Here is a 25,359-nt window from a genome sequence, read left to right on the forward strand (position 1 = left end):
CTCGAAGATAAGATGCGCGCTGAATATCACGCGGCCGCGAGGGTCGCCAGCGCGGCGAAACTGCGCGCCGTCTGCCGCCTTTCGGCGTTTGCGAGCTTTTCCACCATATCGAGCAGTTGCATGGTCGCGGCGGGCGGCTGCTCGGCAAGGCGGAATTTGCGTATCAATCGCGCAGAAACATTTTCCAGCATGGCCGCGCCGTTCTCGCGTGATGCCTCGCGCCAGATCAGCGTCGCCTCCACGAAGACGGTGCTGATATCGCGGGATAATCCTGCGCTCTCGTAAAGCGCGCGAATGGCGTATACGCGACCTCTTGACAGAATGGAGCGCACGCGGCGTTCGTCGCAGCCGGAAAGATTGGTGATCGCGCCAGCGAAGAAATCGACCTTGCCGGAGCATAGCGCATGCATCAGGAAAGCTGGCGTCAGCCAGCCCCTGTGCCTGAGATGCTCCACCAGGTCAGGCAAATGATCATGTTGAGCTGAGCCGGCGATGGCGACGGTTGCCGATTCGGTGGCCTCGCGCGTCACCTGCTGCAGCCTGTGGCTGCCGACCGTCGCCTGTATCAGGCTTGAGCCAGACAGGGCCTCGCTGACGCGATGCATCAGCAGGTGCCGAATATCGGACGACAAGGCATCGCGGGACAAAAGCAGGCCGCGTATATCGGCACAGTCGCCGAACCGCTCCGCTATCCGCTTCAGCGAAGCGTGCGGAAGCAATGCGCCGTCATTCTCCAGAAGACACAGGATTTCGGCTTCTCCGCCGATTTCGCAGAGTGCTGCACAGACCGTTCTCGGCACATGCCCGCGAGAAGCGATCAAGACGCGCGTCACGTCACTACCGCGCAGTGCGAGATCGACCAGATCGGCATCGGTAAATACCGGCGAGAAGAGAATGACCTGACCCGCGATTTCGGGCTGATCCTCGGCAAGGGACAAGATCACGTTACGCGGCGCATTCGCCGAGGCAGCGACCGCCTCCGCAAGCGAGAGCCGCACGCGCGGCGACGGATCATCAAGCAGATAGGTCATGGCCATTTCTGCGGCGGTGCGTTCTTCCCTTGGCATTTCCGATTGCAGATAGGCTCGACCGAGCGCATTGGCCGCCCTTGCCCTGTTCTCTGCTTTGGCGGTTTCGGCCCAGCGAAGAAATGCTTCTATGATCACGTAACGCCCCGATATCAGCGAGACGATTCCCGCCGCGCAAACTCATATTCTCCACGTTACCGGGGAAAGGTTTACGGCGCGTTTACCTTATTTATTAACCACTAATGCTTGCAGGCGTATCAAGGTGCCTTGGGCCGTATCATCTCGAAGACATCGCTGCCTTCGCTGTAATCCATATAGCCCATGCGCGCGACCGGCCGCGCAAGCGCCATATCAAGCCTTCCATCTCGGATGATCGTCTCGTCGATATGGATGCCGACCACTTGGCCGATGACCATAATATTTTCCGAAACCTCCCCATCGAGACCTTTGGGCTGAAGGATTTCGGTTGCCCGGCACTCGAGTACGGCAAAGGCTTCCCCGACATAAGGCGCATCGACCAGCGTGCCAAGCTTCGCCGTCAGACCGGCCAACTCGAACTCGTTGATGCCGTAGGGTACGCCGATCGACGAATGGTTCATCTTTTCAACGAGATTGCGGCTGACGAAATTGGCAGTGAAGGCGCCCGTTTCCTCGACGTTGCGTGCGCTATCCTTGCGGCCGGCGGAGGAAAACATCACCAGCTTCGGCCGATCGCTGATCGCGTTGAAAAAAGAATAGGGCGACAGGTTCAGCGAGCCGTCCCTGCCCTTGCTGCCGATCCAGCCGATCGGCCTCGGCGCGACGATGGCCTTGAAAGGATCGTGCGCGAGGCCGTGCCTGTTGGTATCCGTCGTGTAGAACATCACGCGTCCTCACCGCCCACCCAAGTTACGGTTTCAATCAATTCCGGACGCGGACGTTCGACGGGCGGGAAGGCAGAGGAGCCGATGTGAATAAAGCCGGCAACCTTCTCGCCCGGCTCGACCCCGAGCAGCGGATAGGCGCGCTCATCATAGGCGAACCATTCGGTCAGCCAATTGGACACCCAGCCGTGGGCGTTCGCTGCGATCAGCAGGTTGAGGCAGAGCGCTCCCGCCGACATCAACTGCTCCCATTCCGGGATCTTGAAATGCGGCGCCGCCTTACTGACGACGGCGATGACGACCGGCGCGCGGGTGAAGCGGGTGCGCTCCACCTGGATCATCTCCTCGGACAGATCCGGCTTGGCCTCCAGCGCGAGCTTCAGCAACTCCTCGCCGATGCGCGCCCGCTCCTCGCCGCGATAGACGATGAAACGCCAGGGGGCGAGCTTGCCATGATCGGGCACGCGCGAGGCCAGCCGGAGAATCTCCTCGATCTCAGGCTTGTCCGGACCCGGCTCCGCCATTTGAAACGCGGGAATGGATCGGCGCACTGCGAGATAATCGACCAGCTTGATATCGGTTTTCATTGAGTGATTGCTTTCATTTTGGCGTATGGGAGGATGTGGGTCTTGAATTTGCCATGGCATTGGTTTTGAAGTGGCCTGTGTTTTACCGGAAGTCAATCGGTTGGGAACCCATGTCAGGCATTTCATCCGCTCGCCGATTGAGCGCGGTTTTCGCGATATTCGCCAGCCTGAGCACGGTCGCTTCCGCCCAGGACGCCTTCAAGGAATTCAAGCAGCTTGACGGCAGTGTGAAGATGCCGAAGCTCAACGCCTTCGTGGCGCCGAACGGCGAAAATTCGGCGTCACGCACATTGCGCGACGTTTCCTTGGAGGCAAAGCTGACGCCTGAGAGCGGTACGCAGCAGCAGGGTCTGTCCTGGTATGTCTTCAGCCCCAATGCCGGCGCTGACGGCAAGCTGCCGCTGGTCGCCAGCTCCAAGGGTGGCTCGGCGTCCTTCCATCTTTTGCCCGGCGATTATTTCGTCAACGTCTCCTTCGGCCGTGCGGGCGTCACCAAGAAGCTGAGCGTGCCGGAAACGGGCGACACGCAAAAGCAGACCATGGTCCTCGATGCCGGCGGCATGGTGCTGAACGCCGTTTCCGGATCCGATGTCCGTATCCCGCCTGCCGAGCTGAGCTTCTCGATCTATTCCAGTGAAGCCAAGGAAGACGGAGAGCGCGGCTTAGTCATGGCCGATGTGAAGCCGAACACGCTGGTGGGCCTCAGCGCCGGCACCTACCACATCGTTTCCGAATACGGTGCCGTCAACGCAGTCATCCGCGCCGATATCCAGGTGGAGGCCGGCAAGGTGACAGAGGCGACCATCCAGCACCGCGCCGCAAAGATCACGCTCAAGCTCGTGTCTGATGCCGGCGGGGAAGCGATCGCCGACACCGCCTGGTCGATCCTGACATCTGCCGGCGATATCGTCGGCGAAAGCCTCAGCGCCTTTCCGACCATGGTGCTCGCCGAAGGTCGCTATACCGCCGTCGCCCGCAACAAGGACAAGATCTACCAGCGCGATTTCACTGTGGTAGCCGGCACGAACACGGATGTGGAAGTGTTGATGAAGGAACAGCAGCCTCAGGATGCCGACGACCAGCAGCCAGCCCAGCAACTGCCCATCCAGATGCCGCAGATGCGGCAAAGCCAGACCCCGCAGACGCAACCGGCCACATCCACTCAACAACCGTTGCCGACCTACGAACAATTGACGCCGGCAGGTGGCGAGGGCGAAAGCATGGATTGACGGCGAGAGCGGCTTTTCCCGCGGCTGAAGGCTAAAGGCCCTCGCCCCTCATCCTGCTTTTCGCCGCGGCATCTTCCTGGGTGGTGCCATCGAAAAGACCGCGCCGTAGAGTTTCGAGAGAAGATCCTTGCGATCGCTTCCCTCGCTCAGCGTTTCCCAACTCATCAGCGTGCCGATATGGGCGGTGATCGTGCTGCCGGACAGGCGCCGGAATTCGCGGATCAACAGCGAGATGCGCAGCGTCATCGAAAGGCGGCTCGCCAGATGAAACAGCCGGCCGTTCTGCCCTTCGAAATAGATGGGAATGACGCTGGCGCGTGCCGCCTGGATCAGTTTAGCCGGAAATATCTTCCACGGCAGATCTTCGGCGCGTCCGAAGCCTTTTTTGGCTGTCGCGACACCGCCGGCCGGAAAGACGATGATCGTCGTGCCTTCCTTGAGCAGGCGAACGGCCTCGTGGCGCGTCTTCATGTTGATCGCCATCGCCTCCTTCGTTTCCTCGAAGGAAACCGGCAGCGAATAGTCGTTCATTTCAGGCACTTTCAACAGCTCGTTGTTGATCAGCACCTTGAACGGGCGGCCGAGCTCTTCGGCAAGCGCCAACACGGCGATCCCATCCCCGATACCAAAGGGATGGTTGGCGACGATGACGATCGGTGCAGCGGGAATATCGCGTGGCGGCCATTCACCCTTTGCGACCAGCCTGATGTCGATGAGATCGAGCATCTTTCCGAAGACACGCTCGCCTTTGCCGACGATATCGCTCCGCCATATGTCATAGAGCCGGGCATAGCGATCACGCCCGGACAGGCCTTCGATCGAACGGATGAACCAGCGCTTGATGCGCGTATCCCGTTCATTGGCGTAGGATAATTCTTTGAAATCCAAATCCGCAACGGGCTGCCCCGCTCCTTGTGCTCCAGGCGCTGCATTGCCGCTCTATGTCAGTTGCCTGACGGCACCATGAACGTGTCGTCAGGCAGGATTTGAGATCAAGCGGCCTTTGCGCGTTTGGCTTCCCTCTTGCGCAGAATGTCAGGCGCCGTCGCTTCGAGGGAAAGCGATGCGATCGCCTCATCGAGCGACATCGACGTCTGAGCCTGGCTGCCGAGGCGGCGGATATTGACCGAGCGCTCCTCCGCTTCCTTCTTGCCGCAGACGATGATGACAGGAACCTTCGTCACCGAATGCTCGCGGATCTTGTAGTTGATCTTCTCGTTACGGAAATCGGTCTCGACGTTGAGGCCCGCATCACGCAACGCTTCGGCAACTTCTTCGCCGTAAGCATCGGCTTCAGAGGTGATCGTCGCCACGACGACCTGCAGCGGCGAGACCCAAAGCGGCATGTGGCCAGCGAAGTTCTCGATCAGGATGCCGAGGAAGCGCTCCATCGAGCCGCAGATGGCGCGATGGATCATGACAGGCTGCGTCTTTTCGGAATGCTGGTCGATATAGAACGCGCCGAAGCGTTCCGGCAGGTTGAAGTCGACCTGCGTCGTGCCGCACTGCCATTCACGGCCGATGGCGTCCTTCAGCGTGTATTCGAACTTAGGCCCGTAGAACGCGCCCTCGCCCGGCAGAATGCCGGTCTTGATGTTGTTCGACTGCTGCTGGATGGTCTCCAGCACATTCATCATCACGCTTTCCGCGCGATCCCAGAGCGCATCGGAGCCAACGCGCTTGTCCGGACGTGTGGACAGCTTGATGGTGATCTCATCGAAGCCGAAATCCTTGTAGACCGAGAGGATCAGATCATTGATCTTCAGGCATTCGGCCGCCATCTGCTCGTCGGTGCAGAAGATATGCGCGTCGTCCTGCGTGAAGCCGCGCACGCGCATCAACCCGTGCAGCGCGCCCGAAGGCTCGTAGCGATGCACGGCACCGAATTCCGCAAGGCGGATCGGCAGTTCGCGGTAGGACTTCAAGCCATGCTTGAAGATCTGGATATGGCCAGGGCAGTTCATCGGCTTCAGCGCGAAGACGCGATCGTCATCCGTATCGTCGCCGGCAACGGTGACCTTGAACATGTTGTCGCGATACCAGCCCCAGTGACCGGAGGTTTCCCAGAGCGATTTGTCGAGCACTTGCGGCGCGTTGACTTCCTGATAGTCGCCCTGCAGCCGCCGGCGCATGTAGGACACCAGCGTCTGGAAGACGCGCCAGCCCTTGCCGTGCCAGAAGACGACGCCTGGGCCCTCTTCCTGGAAATGGAACAGGTCCATTTCGCGGCCGAGACGGCGATGGTCGCGCTTCTCGGCCTCGGCAAGGATGTGCAGATAGTTGTCGAGATCGGCCTGCTCGGCAAAGGCCGTGCCGTAGATGCGCGTCAGCATCGGATTGTTGCTGTCACCGCGCCAATAGGCGCCGGCCACCTTCATCAGCTTGAAGGCCGTGCCGATCTGGCCGGTCGAGGCCATATGCGGACCGCGGCAAAGGTCGAACCAATCGCCCTGATAGTAGATCTTCAGGTCCTGACCTTCAGGAATGGCATCGACCAATTCCACCTTGTAGCGCTCGCCCTTGGCGGCAAAGACTTCCTTTGCCTTCTCGCGCGACCAGATCTGCTTGGTGAACGGCGCATTGCGCTGGATGATCTCGCGCATCTTCTTCTCGATGACCGGCAGGTCATCGGGCGTGAAGGGCTCGTTCTTGGCGAAGTCGTAGTAGAAGCCGTTCTCGATAACCGGGCCGATAGTGACCTGCGTTCCCGGCCAGAGTTCCTGTACCGCTTCCGCCATCACATGCGCTGCGTCATGCCGGATGAGCTCCAGCGCGCGGTCGTCCGTGCGGGTGACAATCTCGATCTTGCCGTCGGTTACCGGATCGGAGAGATCGCGCACAGTGCCGTCGATGGCAACTGCGACGGCCTTCTTGGCCAGCGATTTGGAAATGGATTCGGCGACATCGCGACCGGTCGTGCCGGCAGCGAAGCTGCGCACGGAACCATCGGGAAATGTCAGGGAAACGGATTGGGACATCGATATTCTCCTTGTCCAGTCCCGCCAACGAATGCGGGTGGTTTTAAAGATGAAGATCCAAACAGACGCAGCTTGGAACCGCGCGCCTGATAGCTTTATTTCTCTGTCTAGTAAAGAAAAAGCGGCGCTAGCGGTCGATCATCTCGGCCAAACCGCGCACGGTGTTCCAGTTTCGCATCGTTCCAATGCCAAGCCGCTTGGTCGTCAGGACCGGCAATAATTTCGTCTCGCTGGCCTTGAGCCCGAAATCGATCCAGAGATCGCCGTCAACGATCGCCATGCGCTCGCCGCTGTGCCGGTATTTCGCAAGCACTTCGAGAATCTGAGGCTCCAGCGGCTGACGCATGACGCGAATGGCGACCTCGCTGCCGATGCCGTCGACAAAGGGATTGCCCTCGGCAAGCTTCAGCCATGTCTTGGCGTCTCGCACGATGATGTCGACATGCTTGCCGAAGGCTTTGACAAAACCAGCTTCGAGCTGCGCCTCGATGGACGCAATCGTCTGCGTTTCGCTCTCGAAAATCAGATTGCCGGTTGCGACGAGTGTTCTGGCATTGCGAAAGCCAAGCTCCTCCGCCATCGCTTTGAGATCTGCCATGACCACTCTGCGGCCGGCGCCGAGCACGACGCTATGCAGCAGCGCGACATAAACCGCCATGCGGTCAGGCAACCTTTTGCCCAAGGCGGAAATAACGCCAGGGCGTCCACCAATGGTAACGGCGTTCCAACTGGCAGGGCACCGGATCGAGCCCGCTCGTGCCTCCAGGGCCGCAGCGCGCCACGCGAAACAGTGTCATCCAGCCGCCGGCCCACAGGCCATGGCGGGCAATCGCCTCATAGCCATATTCAGAGCAGGTCGGTATGTGGCGGCAGGAATTGCCGACAAAGCCAGAAAGGGTCAGTTGATACAGGCGAATGAAGCCCATGCCGAAGAGCCGGTCGGGCGTCTTGCGGAAGGGGCCGGAATAATTGCGAGATTGTGCCTTTCCACCGGATGGCTGAGCATCGCGTCGCGCGCTCCTTGGAGCTGCAGCGCCGCCCTCGTCTTCATCATCGTCCTGCATGAGACAGAATTGACACATTGCTCGGCACCTCGATCAGACGGCTTCGGCCGTTTTGGCGTTTCCGCCCTGGCGTGCCGCCTCGATCTGCCCAATCGCATCGACGACGGCATCGAATGTCAGCATCGTCGATGCGTGGCGAGCCTTGTAATCCTTCACCGGCCTTAGGTAGCGCATGTCCTCGAAGCGCCCGCTCGGCCCCTCGCCGTCTGCCTTGAGCATGGCAAGCATATCCTCGCGTGCCTGGCGCAGTTCTTCCGCCGAAGCTCCGACGACGTGGCGGGCCATGATCGAGGATGATGCCTGACCGAGCGCGCAGGCCTTGACGTCGTGGGCAAAATCGGTCACGACGTCGCCGTCCATTTTTAGCCAGATTTTTACGCGAGAACCGCACAGTCTGGAATGGGCCTGGGCAGTGGCATCGGCGTCAGGAAGACTGCCGATTCGGCCGATATTGCCGGCAAACTCCAGAATTTTGCTGTTGTAGATGTCGTCCATCACAGATTCTGCTCCGATGCACCTGTGTTGCGTTTCGCAATAAAAAACACAGCGTGTCCATTCAGGACACTTTCACAGGGACAATGCCATACTATATGTATGTCGTTCGAAGACCATCGAAATGCAATGGTCTTCTGTAAGTTTGATGGGAAACCGTGCAGGACGGCAGGCTTGTCCGCCAGCCAGAACGCCCCGGAGCCCGCCAAAGGTACACAATCTCCGTGTCTCGGGGAATGCCAGTGGCGAGTCCGACAAGATGATATCCGCGTAGCGGGTCAGGAGATCCACAGGTAATGGACGCCATTGTAAAGAACTTTCCGCAAGTCGTTGAATCCGAACGTCCTTCGCAGAAGGAAGCCGAAGACGCAGTCCGCGTCCTGCTTCGCTGGGCCGGCGACGATCCGCGGCGCGAGGGTCTCCTCGATACGCCCGAACGCGTCGCCAAGGCCTATCGCGAGCTTTTCGCCGGCTACGACATGAACCCCGAGGATGTGCTCGGCCGCACCTTTGAAGAGGTTGCCGGCTATGACGACATCGTTCTCGTGCGCGACATTCCGTTCTTCTCGCATTGCGAACACCACATGGTACCGATCATCGGCAAGGCGCATGTCGCCTATCTGCCGAACGGCCGCGTGCTCGGCCTGTCGAAGATCGCCCGTGTCGTCGAGATCTTCGGGCGCAGGCTGCAGACGCAGGAAGCCATGACCGCGCAGATCGCCAATGCGATCGACGAGACGCTCCGCCCACGCGGTGTTGCCGTCATGATCGATGCCGAGCACATGTGCATGGCGATGCGTGGCGTGCAGAAGCAGGGTTCGTCGACGCTGACTACGACCTTTACCGGCGCCTTCAAGGCTGATCCGGCTGAGCAGGTTCGTTTCATGTCGATGGTCCGGGGACGCTAACCGCGCTTCAACGAAAGAGCCGGAGATGAATCTGATTTTCAATGCGCCTTCCGAAGACAAGTCCGAGCTCGAAGACGCCGGCGATTTCACGCCCCGTTTCGACGATCGCGGCCTGATCACCGCGATCGTGACCGACGCGCATGACGGTGAGCTCCTGATGGTCGCGCATATGAATGCCGAGGCGCTCGCTCTGACGATCAAGACGGGAACGGCGCATTATTTCAGCCGCTCCCGCGGCAAAATCTGGAAAAAGGGCGAAACCTCCGGAAATTTGCAGGCTGTGAAGGAAATCCGTACCGATTGTGATCAGGATGCCATCTGGCTGAAAGTGGAGGTCGCCGGTCACGACGCAACGTGTCATACTGGGCGCCGTTCCTGCTTCTATCGGACGGTCGAACTCGAGGACGGGAAGCCGATGCTGAACGTGGTCGATGATCACCTGCATTTCGATCCGAGCGAAGTCTACAAACAGTAAGCCCAATCGATGGCACGTCGTCCCAGAAGCAACGGCCGGATATACGATTTGGAAACGAAAAAGGGACAGTATTTTAGCAAGAGGCATATAAGCCTCGGAGGAGGCTTTAAATGCTGAATTGGGGGTTGAATCGTCAGAACGGCGGACAGAACTGGAACGGTTCAGGTACTTCCAACGATACGTCCAATCCGCTTGTCGCTCCCGCTCCTCCCAAGAAGGTCAAGATTGCGCTCGCACTCGGGGGCGGCGCCGCGCGCGGCTGGGCGCATATCGGCGTATTGCGCGCCCTGGACGAAGCGGGAATCGCAGTCGGCATGATCGCCGGCACGTCGATCGGCGCGTTGGTCGGCGGCTGTTATCTTGCCGGCAAGCTTGACGAACTGGAGGCTTTCGCCCGTTCGCTGACCATGCGTCGCATCGCGAGCCTTCTCGACCTGACCATTGGTGGTAGTGGCCTGTTCGGCGGCATGCGGTTGACCAAGCGCATGCAGGAACATCTCGAAGGCCTATCGATCGAGGATCTGGATCATCCTTTCGTCGCCGTCGCTTCGGAACTCAACACCGGCCACGAAGTTTGGATTGCGCACGGCTCCCTCATTACTGCGCTGCGGGCGTCATACGCCCTGCCCGGCATTTTCGAGCCGGTGCGCTCCAACGGCCGCACCCTGGTCGACGGCGCTTTGGTCAATCCTGTGCCGGTTTCGGTGTGCCGCACATATGAACAGCCGCTCGTGGTCGGCGTAAACCTGCATTACGATCTTTTCGGCCGCTCCGCCGTGGTCAAGCACAGTGTCGCCTCGCCCAATGGCGATCTGCTGCGACGCGAAGACACTCCCGCCATGAGACTCGGCATGACCGGCGTCATGGTGCAGGCTTTCAACATCATACAGGATAGAATTGCGCGCGCGCGTCTTGCCGGCGATCCGCCCGATCTTGCGCTGCATCCCCGGCTTAGCGATATCGGCCTCTCCGAATTTCATCGTGCCGGCGAGGCGATAGAACGCGGCTACGAGGAAACATTGGCGAGATTGACGGAAATCCGGCGCATGCAGGAAGCCTATGCCCGGTAGGGCGTAAATTGCAAAAGGTGGACGTCTGTTCGGAGCCTCTTTCGGCCAAGGGTGCACAAGAGGGTTCGGTAGATGCCGCACGATCCGGCGCTTCTCTTTGAGCTCAGCGCGTTCGTCGCTGCAATCGACCCACTGGGTCGATTGCTTCGGCTGGGTCGAGCCGTTCCTCGACCTCACCCAGCGATATAAGCCTTGATCTGCTCGGCCTCGAGCTCGATCTCACGGATGCGCCATTTGACGACGTCACCGATCGAGATAATGCCGGAAAGCTTACCCTTCTCTTCGACGGGGACATGGCGGAAACGACGTTGCGTCATCAGCTCCATCAGCTCGTCGGTCGTGGTGTCTTCCTTGCAGCGATGCACCTTCGCGGTCATCAGCGATGCGATCGGCTTGTCGAGGCATTCTGAGCCATGCTTGGCAACCGCATTGACGACATCCCGCTCCGTGAAGATACCGGAAATCTTGCCGCCCATGGCGGTGACGACGATTGCACCGATACGCTTCTCATTGAGAATCTTGGCAGCCTCGGCAAGCGTCGTATTACCCCCGGTGGTCACGACATCGCGGCCTTTGGCGTCAAGTATGGCCTTTACGGAAACAGACATTCAATCCTCCCATCTCGAAAGCACAGTGAACACTCAAGCGTCCGATATGTTCCGAAATCACCCCCCGGATTTCAAAGCGGCGCTCTGCTCATCGGCAGAGAAGGTCTCCTCCACCTTCCCACCGATACGTAGGAATGGTGCGCCCGCGGAGGCAAGAAAGCAACAGCTTCATTCATCGAAGGGCGCGGGTTCATGCACTTCAATGGATGGCTGCCGATCGAACAGTGAAAAGAGCAGAAACCCGAAGAGAAAGCCGCCGATATGGGCGTCCCAGGCCACCGGCTGCGAGCTGTCTCCGGCAAGCGTGATGCCGAAGGCGACAAGTGCGTTACCGGCGACCCACATGACGATATAGGCAACGACAGTGCGGCTTCGCAGTGAGTCGAGAATGGTGAGGCGCGGGTTCAGATGTGCCTCCCGCATGGGGAGGCGACGGCCATCCATGGCGGGAAATGCGAAGCGGCAAGCCGCTCCCATGAGTGCCGAGACGACCCCGGATGCCCCGATCAGCAGCGTCTGGTCGCCCCAGTAGAGAGCGGCATGCATGAAGGCCGAGGCGGCGGACGAGAGGATCCAGAAAATCACGTAGCGCGTGCCGCCGATGCGCCGCGCCACCGGCGCCGCGAAGACCATCAGCCATAGGCTGTTGAAGACGATGTGCTCGATCCCGCCGTGCAGCAGCGAGTAGGTCACGGGGGTCCAGAGCCATTCCAGGCCCTGCTGCGACAGCGGAAACGCATAGCGGGCGGGAATGAAGCTGAACGTGAAGTAGAGCCAGTTCAGCGTTTCGTCGGACCACCATGGCAGGTTCATGACTGCAAAGACGATGATCAGGACGGCCAGACTTGCCAGAATGACCGGAGGCAGGTTGAAGGCCGGGACGCGCTGTTGCGGCCGCGGATCTTCAGGTTCTTGGCGCGGCAGCTGTTCATCGTCCATGTCTTGCTCTGCTTTTCCATAGATGAAGTCGACACATAGCACAGCAGGAATCAAAAAAAAGCCGTCCAACGTTGTGGACGGCGTATCGGGCGTTTCTCTCAGGGACTGGCCTGAAAAGGCCTATCCCACGCCCGGGATAGTTGGTGCTGATGGTCACCTGCGTGAAGTGATGAGCAATTCCTTTCATTCATTGTCGCCAAAGGCAATCGAAACCACTTGTTAACCCTAACAACCCGGCCCTGGCATGGAATTCGCTACGTCTGAGGTGAAGGCAATGAATGCCGTAGTATTCGAACCAAAATGGGACACGGACGCATTATGCGCCAGAAGACGAGCACCGAAATATTTACCTACTGGGAGCAGGTCCGCGGCGATGCGGATGCCCCGCTGCGCAATTTGATACAGCCATCGGCGGTTAGCCGTATCCTGCCCGAACTGTTCATCCTGGAGAACACTTCGGATGACAATCCGCGCTTCCGCTTGGCCGGCACTACAATCTGCAGCCTCATGGGACGCGAGATCCGCGGCGAGAATTTTGCCGCTTTATGGGCAGGAAGCCAGCAAGACGATCCGGTTCGTATTGCCGCCGGCGTGATGACGCATGTCGTCCCCGCCTTGATCAATGCCACCGGCTACAGCGTCAGCGGCCGCAGCATGACTTTCGAGATGGTATTGATGCCGCTGCGCACATCCGGCGATATCTGCGACAGGTTGCTGGGATGCCTGACGCCGACCGCTCGTTCGACATGGCTCGGCAACGAGCATCTGGATTTCCTGGCGCTCGACCGCAGCCGCCTGCTTTACGAGCGCCCTGCCCGCCTCGTGGATGCGCCGCCCCATCCGGATCCGGTCGATCTCCTGCCGGTTCAGGAAAGTGCCGGTCTCGGCGAATGGATGCGTCGGAAGTTGAATCTCGCATTGAATGACGGCGAACAAAGCAAGATTGATCCATCGCGAGACAGATTCGGTCGTGGTCTCTAAGCTACGTCTTAGGAAAGACAACCTTACCTTAAGAAGTTTCGGCTAATAACTGCAGAAGACGCAATCGGTTCGAGAAGCTTTTCCATGCATTCGTTCCAGCCGGTCCACGCGACACGGTCAAATCAGACGGCAGGCAATGCCCTTCGCAACGATCAGCGGACCTTCCAGCGGGTTCCGATCAACATGCAGGGTCGCCTGATGCTGGCTAGTTACGAGGAATACGAATGCCTGGTGACGGAGATGTCGCCCGGCGACATGTATGTCACTTGTCTCGGCCGCCCACGCGCCGCTGAGCGCGTCATCGCCTACATCGATCATCTCGGCCGTGTCGAAGGCAATGTTGTTGCGATCGACGGCCGCGGCTTCAGCATGTCGATCAATGCGACCGAGCGCAAGCGCGAGAAACTGGCGGCGCAGTTGACCTGGCTTGCCAACAAGCACGAGCTCGGCCTGCCGGAAGATCGTCGTCACGATCGACTGATGCCGCGCAATACGACCAGCGAACTGACACTGGATGACGGCACAGTCCATATCTGCCGCATCATGGATCTTTCGCTGTCGGGTGCTGCCGTGGACATCGAAATCCGCCCGACCATCGGCACGCCGGTGCGCCTCGGCAACATGCGCGGCCGTGTCATCCGTCACTTCATGGAGGGCGTCGCGATCGAGTTCCTCTCCCTGCAATCGCGCGAGACCTTGCGCGAATTCCTCTGATACTGTCATCCTCCTGTCACGCAGCGCCCGGAAATAGCGGCGTCTATGTTTCACGCTCGACGGCACGAGATGCTCTATCCGGAAATAATCCCATATGATCAGGGTCTGCTTGAGGTCGGCGACGGCCAGCGGATCTTCTGGATGCAATCCGGCAATCCACAGGGCATGCCTGTCGTCATCCTGCATGGAGGGCCCGGATCCGGTAGCTCCGCGGGAGCGCGGCGTTATTTCGATCCGCAATATTACAGGATCATTCAGTTCGACCAGCGCGGCTGCGGCGAAAGTTTCCCGCATGCGTCCGAACCGAGCATCGATCTATCGGCCAATACGACATGGCATTCGGTTGCCGATATCGAGCGGTTGAGACTGCTGCTCGGCATAGAGCGCTGGATCGTATTCGGCAATTCCTGGGGGTGCACGCTCGCCCTCGTCTACGCCGAAACCCATCCGGAGCGCGTGGACTCCATGCTGCTCGTCGGCATCACCATGACGCGGCAATCCGAAATCGACTGGCTCTACCGTGGGCTTGGTCGCTTCTTTCCCGAGGAGTGGTCGCGCTTTCGTGCGGCAGTGCCGGAGGAGGCGCGCGACGGCGATCTGGTCGCGGTCTATTATCGCCTATTGATTGATCCGGATCCGGCCGTTCACGCGAGAGCGGCGGACGATTGGCACGAATGGGAGGCCGCCTCGATCCTGGTCGACCCTCGCGCGACCCTGTCCGCGCGCTGGTCCGACCCGCGCTATCTGACAGCACGGGCGCGCATTATAACGCACTACTTCCATCATCGGGCCTGGCTGGAGGATCGGCAGATCCTGCGTGACATCCATCGGCTCGCCGGTATCCCATGCACGATGATCCATGGACGTCTGGATCTCGAGGCGCCTGTGGTTACCGCGTGGGAATTGTCACAGGCTTGGCCAGCAGCGCAGCTGGTCATCGTTCCCAACGCCGCCCACTCGCCCGCGACAGCAGAAATGGCGGCTGTCATTGTCGAGGCGACCGATGCGCTTCGAGCCCTCGGCTCAAAATAAAAGTTCAAAAATTTTTCGCGCCTGTTTTCCCAAAATGAGACAGTCCAAGGCGATTTCCCCTGTCATGGGCATTCCGTTGACGTTCCGGTGGAAGCTTTTCGTCTCGCCACGGCGCTATTTTTGACCGAACCGACGTGTGGCTGTTAAGAATTCAGCCGACCGGAAATCATTTCAAAACAGTTCGATACTGCGATTTTCCGAGCGCGAGCCAATACCGAAAACACTCAAATTCTAATCAAATTCGCCGAAAACTTGATTCAAGTTTTCCGCTTGTTTTATGAAAATTTTCTCCGGATTTGAATAAACTAAGTCCTTAATTTGACTGCGTAATTTTGCGCCGGATAAAAGCATGCGTGTCATTCTGGTCCCAATAAGAACAGGGACAGGGACATGAACTTTCAATTCGTACTTCGCGGCTGCGCCGCATTGGCGCTCGCCACTCTCGGCTTCTTCGGCTTTGCTCAGGCCGCACCTGCCAACATGACGATTACCGGTGACGCCGCGCCCCCGATCGGTCACTACGAGTTCTGCAAGGAGAACCCGCGGGAGTGCGCCTATGCCGGCGGCGACGCCGGTCCGATCCTCCTCTCCCAGGACAGCTGGAAGGCGATCCTGAAGATCAACTACACCGTCAACACGACGATCAAGCCGATGACCGATATGGAACTCTACGGCGTCGAGGAAAAATGGGCGATCCCGACCACCGCCGGCGACTGCGAGGATTTCGCATTGCTGAAGCGCAAGCAGCTGATCGATGCCGGCTTTTCCCCGTCCGACCTGCTCATGACCGTCGTGCTGCAGCCGAATGGCGAAGGCCATGCCGTTCTGACCGTTCGCACCGACCGCGGCGATTTCGTTCTCGACAACATGCGCAACACGGTAAAGCTCTGGTCGGAGACCGAATACACCTTCCTCAAGCGCCAGTCGGCTGACAATCCGGCCCGCTGGGTCAAGATACAGGACGGCCGCGCCGTCGCAGTCGGCAGTCTGAAGTGAGCCTACACACCATATCCGATCGTCGGCGACCTAGCGCCGGTGATCACGATCAGAGGCCCGGTCTCGTCCCCTGATTTCTGTCCAGGCCGGCGCCTCTGAGCCGTTCCCGCTGTCCCGGGAACGGCTCTTTTCGTTATTGGCGCATCCCTTGCAAAGCGAAAGCGAATAATTTCAGCGAGCCGGCACGACAATAGATTGGTTGCCGATGCACTTTTAATCCTTCATTAACCACTGTGGCGCCAAACATTTTCCTGACAAGACTCACCAAAGGTCTGGTGCCGCAGCGGTTTTGCCATCGACGATGGCTACCGAGGCGGAAGCAAATGAAGGCAAGAGCATGGCTTCTCCCCTGTCACACACCTCTGTGGTTGACGAACGGCCGCTGATCTCGAGCGGTCTCGTCTGTAGGCTTACATCAGGCGCTGCCCTCCTGGCCGCCCTCACTGTCGCCATATCCGTCGGCGGTCATTGGCTCGGCGAGAAAATCTCGCTGGCCGGCCATACGACCGAGACCAAGGCCATTGCGGTAACGATCGGCGAGGACACGCTGCACCTCGCAGCCAACACCATCCGTTTCCCGAGCGAGCGAGTAGACGGAGCGGCCGAACGCGTCGATCTTTACCTCACATGGCCGCAGATGCAGGGATATAGCGCCGCCGATCGGCTGCGCTTCGACGACATTTCCCAGTCATCCTCGCTGATTTTCCTGCAGCTTAGCCAGAGCACGATGTCGCGGGACATGTCGGGTCGCCTGGAGCCGATCTATTCGCACCTGATCGAAGGCGAGGCCTATGCCGGCCCCTACGGTCTGGCGGCGCATCGACTGCGTGCCGACGCAGGCTATAACGGCGAAGTGCTCCTGACAGCGCCACGCGCGGGCGAGCCTGATTATGTCGTGCGCTGCATCCTGCCCGCTTCGCCTGCCCTGGCAACCAGTGGCGATTGTCAGAGAGACGTGAAAGTCGGCAAGGATCTGAGCGTTCTCTACCGTTTTTCAAGTAACCAGCTTGGGGACTGGCACAGCATGGATACTGCCGTCCAAAGCTTCGTGAAGGCGCGTCTTGAGGATGTCGCGGGCGCCGGAACTCCATCTGTGGGCGGTCGCTAAAATGGCGCGAAAACCTGAAACCAACTGTTCATCATAAACCGATTGGTAACGCTAGGCCCTTAGTCTAGAACGCAACGGGCGTTTCTGGAGGCGGCGACCGGATAATCGAGAATGTAAATGCAAGCAGAGAGTGATTTAGTGTCCAGATCAAACCTTCCCGCATCGTCGTCTCAGTCCGGTAAGATTCTGGCGAGAATGTTCCTTGGATTTGCGATCGCGACAGCAACGGTCACCGTGACCGTGGATGCCAATGCAGCCGGTGGCCCGAGATATGCGGGCATCGTTATCGATGCGAATACTGGCAATATTCTCTACAGCGAAAATGCTGATACGCTTCACTATCCCGCCTCGCTGACCAAGATGATGACGGTCTACCTGACCTTTGAGGCGCTGGAAGCCGGACGGATCACTCTGGACACGCCGGTCGTCTTTTCCAGGAACGCCGCCGCTCAGGCTCCGACGAAGCTCGGCGTTGGCGCCGGCCGGTCGGTGACCGTTCGCGATGCGATCCTCGGCATCGTCACCAAATCAGCCAATGACGCCGCAATGGCGCTCGGCGAGATGCTTGGCGGCTCGGAGGAAGGCTTTGCCCGCATGATGAACGACAAGGCGCGTGCGCTCGGCATGACACGCACGACCTATCGCAATCCCAACGGCCTGCCGAACACGGCGCAGATGACGACGGCACGCGATCAGGCGCGCCTTGGCATTGCCCTGCGCGAACATTTCCCGCAGTATTACGGCTTCTTTTCCGAGACGAGCTTTCGGTTCGGCAATCGCGTCATACCCGGTCACAATCATCTGATCGGCTCGGTTCGCGGTGTCGATGGCATCAAGACGGGCTATACGCGTGCCGCAGGCTACAACCTCGCGACTTCGGTGAAAGTGGACGGACGCTCCATCGTCGGCGTCGTCTTGGGCGGTGCTTCGACGCCCGCCCGCGACAATCAGATGCGCAAGCTGATCGCGGAATATCTGCCGCAGGCATCGACAAGGCACATTGCTTCGAATGTCATCGCGCAGACGCCAGCGACGACGCCGAATGTTCAGGCCGCAAGCGCCCGCATGGCGGACATCAACCGCGCAAAGATCAAGAACGATGAGACCGCGGAAGTCGTCGATACTCAACAGCCATCCAGCGCGGCAGCTTTTGCGGCGATAGCGCCCAAATCCGTCAATCCATTGCTCGCGGCCAAGCCGGCCCAACGCGCCGCCTCCGACGAGGTTGCTTCCATTACGCCTTCAGATGACGGCGATGAGGACGAGGTCGATACCGTCACGACGGCGTCGACGTCCAAGGCCGATACGAAGATCGTCAAGCTGCAACGGGCTGACAAGGCGGAAAAAGCCGAGAAGGTAGCAAAGGCAAGCAAGGCTGAGCGTGACCCGACCGGCTGGGTTGTGCAGATCGGCGTTTCTTCCAGCAAGGATGGTGCAAGCGATCTCCTCGATGCAGCCAGAAGCAAGGGCGGCAAGGCATTGCGCTCGGCGAAGCCCTATACGGTCGCCTTCGACGGCGGCTATCGCGCGCGCTTCGGTGGTTTCGATGATCAGAACTCGGCAATCAACGCCTGCAAGGCTCTCAAGCGGGCTGGCGTAAAGTGCTGGGCGAGTATGGAATAGAGGTGCGGCCTGAGTTTTCATGCCGCATTGCTTGAAGATCGGTCGGGTTTCTCTTGATGCCTGACCTTCCGGTCCCGGATGTCCATGGGGCCGGCCCTGAGTTTGTAACGTGTACGGGGACTTGAAATGGCAGTGAACGAGAACTTTCCCGGTTTCTCGCTCGATGGCGCGGGCAAGATGAAACCGAAGAGCTTTGCTCTTCATCCGTTGCATGAGGCGGCGATGCGTTTGGCGGACCTGGGTCTCAGCCGCTCGCGTTCACGCAACAAGACGAAAGACCTAATCGGCATCCTGCTTTGCCACGGCGCGCGCGCCTGGCGCTATTCGCAGCCGGAGGCACATATTCACATCCACATCACCGCGCCGAGCGGTCGATCACCGGTCCTGATGCGGCTGCGTTAAGCAGCCGCCGTGCCTACAGCAAGCCGAGCTCGGAAAGTTCCCGCCGCAGGTCGGCAGGCAGCTCAGCGACACCGCCGAGACTATCGAGATCGCGCGGCACATCCTCCTGCGGCAGATAGCGCCAGCCCTGGAAGGGGCGACGCGGCTGACCGGTCGTTTCAATGACGCTTGGGTCAAGGATAAGCCGGCAACGCTGTATGCCTTCGGCGTCAGTGAAGGTCTCGATGCCGAGCAGCTTCTGTCGCGCCTGCACCTGCCCCTTGATCACCCAGTAAAGCGAGCCTCCATCCAGCAGGTCGTCGATGCGCTTCGGTACCATGCGCGTGGTATGCGTGGTGTGCGGCTCCAGCCCGGCAGCAATGGCATTCATCGCCCGCTCGGAAACCCATTCGCGCAGATCCTCGAGCGAATCCGCGCCCACGCATAATTTGATGAGATGCAAAGCCATAACGCCGTTGAAATCCTTTTGACCGGCAGCGTCAAGCTTTTAGATCAAGCGTCCACTCAGCATTCCACGACATTCACGGCAAGGCCGCCGGTCGAGGTCTCCTTGTACTTCTCGCTCATGTCGTGGCCGGTCTGGCGCATGGTTTCGATGCAGGCGTCGAGCGGCACGAAATGCTGGCCGTCGCCTTTGAGGGCAAGCGAGGCGGCGGTGACTGCCTTGACGGCGCCAAGCGCGTTGCGCTCGATGCAGGGCACTTGGACGAGGCCGGCGACGGGATCGCAGGTCATGCCGAGATGATGCTCCAGAGCGATTTCCGCGGCATTTTCGATCTGCTCGGGCGTGGCACCCATGACGGCGGCAAGTCCCGCAGCCGCCATCGCGGCCGCCGAACCCACCTCGCCCTGACAGCCGACCTCGGCGCCGGAGATCGAGGCATTGTGCTTGATGATGCCGCCAACGGCGGCAGCCGTCAGGAGGTAGTTATGGATACCGTCGCGGTCCCAATCCTCGTGGAAGTGCTGGTAATAGCGGATCGTCGCCGGGATGACGCCGGCGGCGCCGTTGGTCGGCGCGGTGACGACGCGGCCGCCGGCTGCATTCTCTTCGTTGACGGCCATGGCATAGACGCTCAGCCAGTCATTGGCGAGCAGCGGATTGATGCGGTTGCTGCGCCATTCCTCCTGCAGCTTGTCATGGATGGCGCGAGCCCGGCGGCGTACCTTCAAGCCACCCGGCATGATGCCGTCGACCTTCAAGCCGCGATCGATACAGCTGCTCATCGCGGCCCATATGCGGTCGAGCCCGGCATCGAGATCATCGCTGCTCATGCGCGTTTCTTCGTTGGCGCGCTTCATCTGTGCGATCGAAAGACCCGAGCGCTCGGCCATTTCGAGCATCTGCTTGGCGGTGGCGAAGGGAAATGGGATGCGCTCGCCGGCCGCGGCCGGCTTCTTCTTGTCGGCGCGCATCTGTTCCAGCTCCGTATCGGTCACGACGAAGCCGCCGCCGACGGAATAGTAGATGCGTTTGACGAGCAGGCGATCATCCTTGTCGAGGGCAGAGAAGCTCATGCCGTTGGCATGGCCCGGCAGCGGCACCTTCTTGTCGAAGATGAGATCGGTCTTGGGCTGGAACTGGTAGGCCGGATGGCCAGGCGGCGTGATGCGTCCGCTGCGTTCGACCTCATCTATAATGGCATCCATATGGTCGGGATCGACGTTGTCGGGCCGCTGTCCCATCAGGCCGAGAATGACGGCCCTGCCCGTGCCGTGGCCGATACCGGTATGGGCAAGCGAGCCGTGCAGGCTGACCTTGATCGAGGCGACATGGACGTTCGACGACGGACGCGGCCACTCGTTCGACAGCAGCAGGTCCAGGAAGCGATTCGCGGCGGACATCGGCCCCATCGTGTGCGAGCTGGACGGTCCCACACCGATCTTGAAGACGTCGAAAACGGAAAGAAACATGGACTTTTGGTGCCTCCTCGGCAAATCGATTATGGTGAAGGCTACGCTATCGGGGCAACCTTGCACGGCGATCGACCGACATCGGATTTCATGGCAGCGACATTACATATAGGCATCGAGCGAGGCAAACAGAAGGCCATTGCGCCCGGCCAGAGCTGAGCTACAGTCGACATCGGATTGATCTGGAGAATCTGCCTTTATGACGACTGCCGACTATGTCGCCCTCGCCCTGTTCATTTTTCTCTGGGTTGCGTTGAACTGGATCACCGGCAGCGCCCGCTTCTTCAATCGCACCAGCCTGACATTGGCGATGAACGAACGCCGGCGCGAGTGGATTTACAATTCGCTGCGCCGCGACATGAAGATGATCGATACGCAAATCCTGTCCGGCCTGCAGAACGGCACCGGCTTTTTCGCCTCCACCTCGATCTTCGCCATCGGCAGCTGCTTCGCCCTGCTCGGCGCCACCGACAAGGTCAACGCGTTTTTCTCAGATCTGCCTTTCATTCTCAATGGTGGCCGCACCGCCTTCGAGATCAAGGTGGCGGGACTGGCCTGCCTGTTCGGCTATGCCTTCTTCAAATTCGGCTGGGCCTATCGCCTGTTCAATTACTGCACCATTCTCTTCGGTTCCCTGCCGATGAGAGAGGACGCTATTCTCGATCCCGTGCGCGCCGAACACGCGGCCGAGCGCGTCGTCCGCATGAACATCATTGCCGCGCGCAGTTTCAACGCCGGACTGAGAGCCATCTTCCTGTCGATCGGTTATCTCGGCTGGTTCCTCAGCCCCTATGTCTTTATGGTCACGACGATGTTCATCATCATCGTGCTGATCCGCCGACAGTTTTTTTCCGACGCCCGTCTGGCCATCATGGACAGCGATGTGCCATGACAAGGCCGCGTCCGTTCGAACCGGCGCCCACGATTTGAGTTCATGCCTGGAAGGACCCGCCAATGGTCGCTATCGCCGAGAGCGCCGATGCACCCGTAAAAACGCCCCGCATCGGCATTCTGGATACGGCGCGTGGCGTCGCCCTTCTGGCGATGGCAAGCTATCATTGCACCTGGGATTTCGAGTTTTTCGGCTATCTCGACGGCGGTACGGCAGAAACCGGATGGCTGAAATTTTACGCCCGCGCCATCGCCAGCACCTTCCTGTTTCTGGCTGGGTTCAGCCTCGTGCTCGCCAATACGCCCAGGATTCGCTGGCGCTCCTACTGGCGGCGCCTCGGCATGATCGTGGCCGCCGCCGCGGCGATCTCCATCGTAACCTTTTGGTTTATCGGTGCGGGATGGATCTACTTTGGGATCCTTCATTCGATTGCCGCCGCCAGCCTGATAGGCTTGCTGTTCTTGCGGCTGCCGGCCTTCGCAACTCTGCTGATCGCCGCTTTGCTGGCGGCCGGCATTGTCGTCGACAACGTCATTGCTCCCTTTGGGCTGCATTCCGCCGCATTCGATACGCCATGGCTCTGGTGGGTCGGCCTATCGGAGAGTCCCCAGCAATCGAACGACTACGTGCCGCTCTTCCCCTGGTTGACGCCATTTCTGTTCGGTCTCGGCGTCGCGCAGGTGGCAATGTCCTTCGGCTGGCTAGAGCGGCTGGCGACATTCGGCCCAGGCCGCAATCTGATTGCCCGCGCCGGCCGTCACAGCCTGATCTTCTATCTCGTTCACCAGCCGTTGCTGTTCGGTCTTGTCTATCTTCTGTCTCTGGTCGCCCCGGCTCCGCAGCAGGATCCGGCGGTCGGCTATATCGGGCAATGCGTGGCGTCCTGCACGCGCTCTGGCACCGAAGCCATGTGCCGCAGCTTCTGCCAATGCACGCTCGACAAGTTGCAGGCGCAAAATCTCTTCAAACCCCTGGAATCCGGGGCAATCAAGGCAGATAGCGATGAACGTGTAAGCCGAATCGCGATACAATGCACGGAAGAAGCGCAATGACAGGGTTATTCGATGAATGCCTATCGTTCGAAGTCGCTGAGTTTTCCGTGGCCGCCGCTACTCTATAGTCTTGCCGTCATTTCGGCGCTGTATCTTTATCGGGATTATCCTCTACCCTTGCCTTTTGCCTGGGCATTTCTCGCATGGTGCATAGGCGCTGCCCTGACCACTTTTGCGGTGACGCTGAACGTCTGGGCCGTCAAGACGCTGATGGAGAGGAAAACAACCGTGCTCACGCAGCGCTGCAGCCGGCATCTGGTGACGACGGGGCCATTTCGCTTCACCCGCAATCCGACCTATCTCGGCTATACACTGCTGACGGCCGGGCTTGGCCTGCTGATCGGCAATCTCTGGTTCGTGGCAATGGCGGCTGTCGCAGCGGCGCTGATGACACTTCTGGTCATCCGCTGCGAGGAAATGCATCTCCTTTCGCGCTTCGGCTGTGAGTTTGAATTCTACTGCAAGCATACGCGCCGGTGGCTTTGATCTGAGAATTGCCGATTCCGGCGCAATCAGGTCCCCACACCGATATCGGCTAGGCGACCAAGACAGGCCTCTTCGACATTGTCGAGCTCGGTTAGCGTATCGTCGATATCCTTGCGCTTCTGGCGCAGTTCGTCGCGCTTCTCGTCGACGCGCTTCATCAGCAGCTTCAGCTGACCGATCTCGCCCGGCGGTTCCTTGTAGACCTGGATGATCTCCCGGATTTCAGCGATGGTGAAGCCGATACGGCGGCCACGCAGAATTTCCATGATCAGACGCCGGTCGGCTGCGCGGAACAGCCGCGTGCGGCCCCTGCGTTCGGGGTGGATGAGGCCCTCGTCCTCGTAGAACCGCAACGTCCGGGTGGAAACCCCGAATTCCCGAGTGAGCTCCGTTATGCTATAATATCCGTCTACCAAGAATCCGCCCCTATCTGCCAGCGACCATAATATTGACTTTTACGTAATAGTCAATTTTCGTCCAGGAGGGCGATTTTGGCATTTCCACCTAGCGAAGCGCAAACCACCACGTCGCAAGGCCGAGAAATGCCAGATATCCGGTGCAATCCGTAACGGTAGTCACGAAGGCGGATGATGCGATCGCCGGATCGGCTCCGAATCGATGCAATAGCAAAGGCAGCAAAATGCCGCCGAGCGCGGCCGCGACAAGATTGATGATCATCGCCACGCCGATGACTATCCCGAGCTGGAAATCATGAAACCATAGCACCGCAATCGCCCCCACGATGACAGCGAACAATATGCCATTGAAAAGGCCGACGCTCGCTTCCCTGCGCACGACGCGGAAGGCGTTGTAGATATCGAGGTCGCCAGTGGCGAGCGCCCTCACCGTGACGGTCATGGTCTGAGTGCCGGCATTGCCGCCCATCGAGGCAACGATCGGCATGAGTACGGCAAGTGCCACCATCTTCTCGATCGCGCCGTCGAAAACATCAATAATGCTGGAAGCCAATATGGCCGTCATCAGATTGACGGCCAGCCAGACGAAGCGCGACCGCACCGTGGAGATGACATTATCGGACAGCTCTTCGTCACCGACACCGCCGAGGTGCTTGATATCCTCGTCGGCCTCTTCCTGAATGACGTCGACCACATCATCGATCGTCAGTACCCCGACAAGGCGCTGGTTCTCATCGACGACGGCGGCCGACAGCAGGTCATATTGCTCAAAGATCTGAGCCGCCTCCTCCTGGTCCATCTCAGCCGGGATCGGATGCGATGTCTCGCGCATGATGCTCTCGACCTTGGCCTCAAGCTGCGCTCGCAGAATGCGATCGAGATCGATGCTGCCGAGCAGTTTGAAGCTCGGATCGATGACGAAGACCTGTGTGAAGGTTTCCGGTAGTTGCTCGCCTTCCCGCATGTAGTCGATCGTCTGCCCTACCGTCCAGAACGGCGGCACGGCGATGAACTCCGTCTGCATGCGACGGCCCGCAGACTGCTCCGGGTATTCCAAAGCGCGTCGCAGGCGAACGCGTTCCGTGAAAGGCAGTTGCGACAGGATCTCGTCGCGGTCTTCCTGATCGAGGTCTTCCAGAATGTAGACGGCGTCGTCCGAATCCAGCTCGCCGATACCAGCGGCGATCTGGTCGTTCGGCATCTGATCGACGATCTCCATGCGGATCGCCTCATCCACCTGCGTCAGCGCCGTCATGTCGAATTCGTCGCCGAGCAATCGGACAAGGGTCAGGCGCTCGGGCGGTGGCAACGCTTCCAGAAGGTCGCCGAGTTCGGATTCATGCAGCCTGACGACATGCCGCTCGATGACGGAACGATCGCTGCGATCGATCGCATCGCTGATCTCAGTCAGAAAATCCGAGCGTACCGCGCCATGTTCGTCGTAAATATCGGCGTCGCTGATCCCGTCTTCATCGGTCATCGTCATGAGCCGCCCCCACCTT

Annotated in this window: 28 protein-coding genes; 14 read left to right on the forward strand and 14 right to left on the reverse strand. The window is 59.5% G+C overall.

The annotated features are described in order from the left end of the window. Window positions 1-26: 26 nt before the first annotated feature. From FHT29_RS13075 to FHT29_RS13085, 3 genes are all read right to left on the reverse strand, one after another. Complete coding sequence (locus FHT29_RS13075) at window positions 27-1,181, reverse strand: DUF2336 domain-containing protein (RefSeq protein WP_168599779.1); 1,155 nt, start codon at window positions 1,179-1,181, stop codon at window positions 27-29. Between the two features lie 104 nt (window positions 1,182-1,285). Next, complete coding sequence (locus FHT29_RS13080) at window positions 1,286-1,891, reverse strand: flavin reductase family protein (RefSeq protein WP_047556697.1); 606 nt, start codon at window positions 1,889-1,891, stop codon at window positions 1,286-1,288. Next, window positions 1,891-2,478: a nitroreductase gene (locus FHT29_RS13085; RefSeq protein WP_168599735.1), complete on the reverse strand. Its 588-nt coding sequence runs from the start codon at window positions 2,476-2,478 to the stop codon at window positions 1,891-1,893. Before FHT29_RS13085 ends, FHT29_RS13080 begins: the two co-directional genes overlap by 1 nt. A 110-nt stretch (window positions 2,479-2,588) precedes the next feature. Here FHT29_RS13085 and FHT29_RS13090 point away from each other — a divergent pair, with 110 nt between their 5' ends. Further along, window positions 2,589-3,707, forward strand: a complete 1,119-nt coding sequence (locus FHT29_RS13090) for a hypothetical protein (RefSeq protein ID WP_168599736.1) — start codon at window positions 2,589-2,591, stop codon at window positions 3,705-3,707. Window positions 3,708-3,755: 48 nt separating this feature from the next. Here the strand turns inward: FHT29_RS13090 and FHT29_RS13095 are convergent, their stop codons facing one another. From FHT29_RS13095 to FHT29_RS13115, 5 genes are all read right to left on the reverse strand, one after another. After that, complete coding sequence (locus tag FHT29_RS13095) at window positions 3,756-4,595, reverse strand: lysophospholipid acyltransferase family protein (RefSeq protein WP_047556692.1); 840 nt, start codon at window positions 4,593-4,595, stop codon at window positions 3,756-3,758. Between the two features lie 104 nt (window positions 4,596-4,699). Continuing rightward, on the reverse strand, window positions 4,700-6,685 hold the full coding sequence (gene thrS / locus FHT29_RS13100; RefSeq protein WP_168599737.1) for a threonine--tRNA ligase: 1,986 nt from the start codon (window positions 6,683-6,685) through the stop codon (window positions 4,700-4,702). Window positions 6,686-6,812: 127 nt separating this feature from the next. Next, window positions 6,813-7,343: a DUF1697 domain-containing protein gene (locus tag FHT29_RS13105; protein ID WP_168599738.1), complete on the reverse strand. Its 531-nt coding sequence runs from the start codon at window positions 7,341-7,343 to the stop codon at window positions 6,813-6,815. Window positions 7,344-7,347: 4 nt separating this feature from the next. Continuing rightward, window positions 7,348-7,767: a membrane protein insertion efficiency factor YidD gene (yidD, locus tag FHT29_RS13110; RefSeq protein ID WP_168599739.1), complete on the reverse strand. Its 420-nt coding sequence runs from the start codon at window positions 7,765-7,767 to the stop codon at window positions 7,348-7,350. Window positions 7,768-7,782: 15 nt separating this feature from the next. Continuing rightward, window positions 7,783-8,244, reverse strand: coding sequence for an iron-sulfur cluster assembly scaffold protein (locus tag FHT29_RS13115; protein WP_037202234.1), 462 nt, complete (start codon window positions 8,242-8,244; stop codon window positions 7,783-7,785). Window positions 8,245-8,537: 293 nt separating this feature from the next. Here FHT29_RS13115 and folE point away from each other — a divergent pair, with 293 nt between their 5' ends. From folE to FHT29_RS13130, 3 genes are all read left to right on the forward strand, one after another. After that, window positions 8,538-9,149, forward strand: coding sequence for a GTP cyclohydrolase I FolE (gene folE, locus FHT29_RS13120; RefSeq protein WP_037202236.1), 612 nt, complete (start codon window positions 8,538-8,540; stop codon window positions 9,147-9,149). Between the two features lie 25 nt (window positions 9,150-9,174). Continuing rightward, entirely contained in the window at window positions 9,175-9,624 is a 450-nt protein-coding gene (gene hisI, locus FHT29_RS13125; protein WP_037202238.1) for a phosphoribosyl-AMP cyclohydrolase, read from the forward strand. A gap of 110 nt (window positions 9,625-9,734) precedes the next feature. Next, complete coding sequence (locus FHT29_RS13130; RefSeq protein ID WP_092573764.1) at window positions 9,735-10,694, forward strand: patatin-like phospholipase family protein; 960 nt, start codon at window positions 9,735-9,737, stop codon at window positions 10,692-10,694. 173 nt (window positions 10,695-10,867) lie between these two features. On the opposite strand, the gene FHT29_RS13135 is transcribed toward FHT29_RS13130, so the two are convergent. Both FHT29_RS13135 and FHT29_RS13140 read right to left on the reverse strand, forming a co-directional pair. After that, the gene (locus FHT29_RS13135; protein WP_037202244.1) at window positions 10,868-11,302 is read right to left on the reverse strand and encodes a CBS domain-containing protein; all 435 of its coding nucleotides are present in this window, start codon (window positions 11,300-11,302) and stop codon (window positions 10,868-10,870) included. A 168-nt stretch (window positions 11,303-11,470) separates the two neighbouring features. Continuing rightward, complete coding sequence (locus FHT29_RS13140) at window positions 11,471-12,241, reverse strand: rhomboid family intramembrane serine protease (protein WP_047556683.1); 771 nt, start codon at window positions 12,239-12,241, stop codon at window positions 11,471-11,473. A gap of 318 nt (window positions 12,242-12,559) precedes the next feature. Between FHT29_RS13140 and FHT29_RS13145 the strand changes: the two genes are divergently transcribed. The 7 genes from FHT29_RS13145 (at window position 12,560) to FHT29_RS13175 (ending at window position 19,097) form a co-directional block, all read left to right on the forward strand. Next, window positions 12,560-13,222 carry a PAS domain-containing protein gene (locus tag FHT29_RS13145; protein WP_052212158.1) on the forward strand — a complete coding sequence of 221 codons (663 nt, stop codon included), beginning with the start codon at window positions 12,560-12,562 and terminating at the stop codon, window positions 13,220-13,222. A gap of 84 nt (window positions 13,223-13,306) precedes the next feature. Then, complete coding sequence (locus FHT29_RS13150) at window positions 13,307-13,936, forward strand: PilZ domain-containing protein (protein ID WP_047556681.1); 630 nt, start codon at window positions 13,307-13,309, stop codon at window positions 13,934-13,936. Between the two features lie 45 nt (window positions 13,937-13,981). Continuing rightward, window positions 13,982-14,968, forward strand: a complete 987-nt coding sequence (pip, locus tag FHT29_RS13155; RefSeq protein ID WP_047556679.1) for a prolyl aminopeptidase — start codon at window positions 13,982-13,984, stop codon at window positions 14,966-14,968. A 390-nt stretch (window positions 14,969-15,358) separates the two neighbouring features. Beyond that, window positions 15,359-15,964, forward strand: a complete 606-nt coding sequence (locus tag FHT29_RS13160; RefSeq protein ID WP_037202251.1) for a transglutaminase-like cysteine peptidase — start codon at window positions 15,359-15,361, stop codon at window positions 15,962-15,964. A 337-nt stretch (window positions 15,965-16,301) separates the two neighbouring features. Beyond that, a complete protein-coding gene (locus FHT29_RS13165; protein WP_047556806.1) occupies window positions 16,302-17,072 on the forward strand; it encodes a hypothetical protein in 771 nt (256 codons plus the stop codon). Window positions 17,073-17,189: 117 nt separating this feature from the next. Then, complete coding sequence (locus tag FHT29_RS13170) at window positions 17,190-18,695, forward strand: serine hydrolase (protein WP_080760518.1); 1,506 nt, start codon at window positions 17,190-17,192, stop codon at window positions 18,693-18,695. Between the two features lie 126 nt (window positions 18,696-18,821). After that, entirely contained in the window at window positions 18,822-19,097 is a 276-nt protein-coding gene (locus FHT29_RS13175; protein ID WP_037202255.1) for a hypothetical protein, read from the forward strand. Between the two features lie 13 nt (window positions 19,098-19,110). Here FHT29_RS13175 and FHT29_RS13180 read toward each other — a convergent pair whose 3' ends face one another. After that, a complete protein-coding gene (locus FHT29_RS13180) occupies window positions 19,111-19,545 on the reverse strand; it encodes a DUF1489 family protein (RefSeq protein WP_037202257.1) in 435 nt (144 codons plus the stop codon). Window positions 19,546-19,601: 56 nt separating this feature from the next. Then, the gene (locus FHT29_RS13185; protein WP_047556677.1) at window positions 19,602-21,011 is read right to left on the reverse strand and encodes an L-serine ammonia-lyase; all 1,410 of its coding nucleotides are present in this window, start codon (window positions 21,009-21,011) and stop codon (window positions 19,602-19,604) included. 199 nt (window positions 21,012-21,210) lie between these two features. Between FHT29_RS13185 and FHT29_RS13190 the strand changes: the two genes are divergently transcribed. The 3 genes from FHT29_RS13190 to FHT29_RS13200 all read left to right on the forward strand — a co-directional run bounded on the left by FHT29_RS13190 (window position 21,211) and on the right by FHT29_RS13200 (window position 23,441). Next, window positions 21,211-21,903 carry a DUF599 family protein gene (locus FHT29_RS13190; protein ID WP_168599740.1) on the forward strand — a complete coding sequence of 231 codons (693 nt, stop codon included), beginning with the start codon at window positions 21,211-21,213 and terminating at the stop codon, window positions 21,901-21,903. A gap of 62 nt (window positions 21,904-21,965) precedes the next feature. Continuing rightward, window positions 21,966-22,955, forward strand: a complete 990-nt coding sequence (locus tag FHT29_RS13195) for a DUF1624 domain-containing protein (RefSeq protein ID WP_037202264.1) — start codon at window positions 21,966-21,968, stop codon at window positions 22,953-22,955. Window positions 22,956-22,967: 12 nt separating this feature from the next. Further along, the gene (locus tag FHT29_RS13200) at window positions 22,968-23,441 is read left to right on the forward strand and encodes an isoprenylcysteine carboxylmethyltransferase family protein (protein WP_037202266.1); all 474 of its coding nucleotides are present in this window, start codon (window positions 22,968-22,970) and stop codon (window positions 23,439-23,441) included. 26 nt (window positions 23,442-23,467) lie between these two features. Here FHT29_RS13200 and FHT29_RS13205 read toward each other — a convergent pair whose 3' ends face one another. Together FHT29_RS13205 and mgtE are read right to left on the reverse strand one after the other, a co-directional pair. Beyond that, window positions 23,468-23,857 carry a MerR family DNA-binding transcriptional regulator gene (locus FHT29_RS13205; RefSeq protein ID WP_037202268.1) on the reverse strand — a complete coding sequence of 130 codons (390 nt, stop codon included), beginning with the start codon at window positions 23,855-23,857 and terminating at the stop codon, window positions 23,468-23,470. Between the two features lie 88 nt (window positions 23,858-23,945). Further along, window positions 23,946-25,343, reverse strand: a complete 1,398-nt coding sequence (mgtE, locus tag FHT29_RS13210) for a magnesium transporter (RefSeq protein WP_047556675.1) — start codon at window positions 25,341-25,343, stop codon at window positions 23,946-23,948. Window positions 25,344-25,359: the final 16 nt, after the last annotated feature.

Source organism: Rhizobium sp. SG741 (assembly GCF_012275435.1).
GTDB lineage: Bacteria > Pseudomonadota > Alphaproteobacteria > Rhizobiales > Rhizobiaceae > Rhizobium > Rhizobium lusitanum.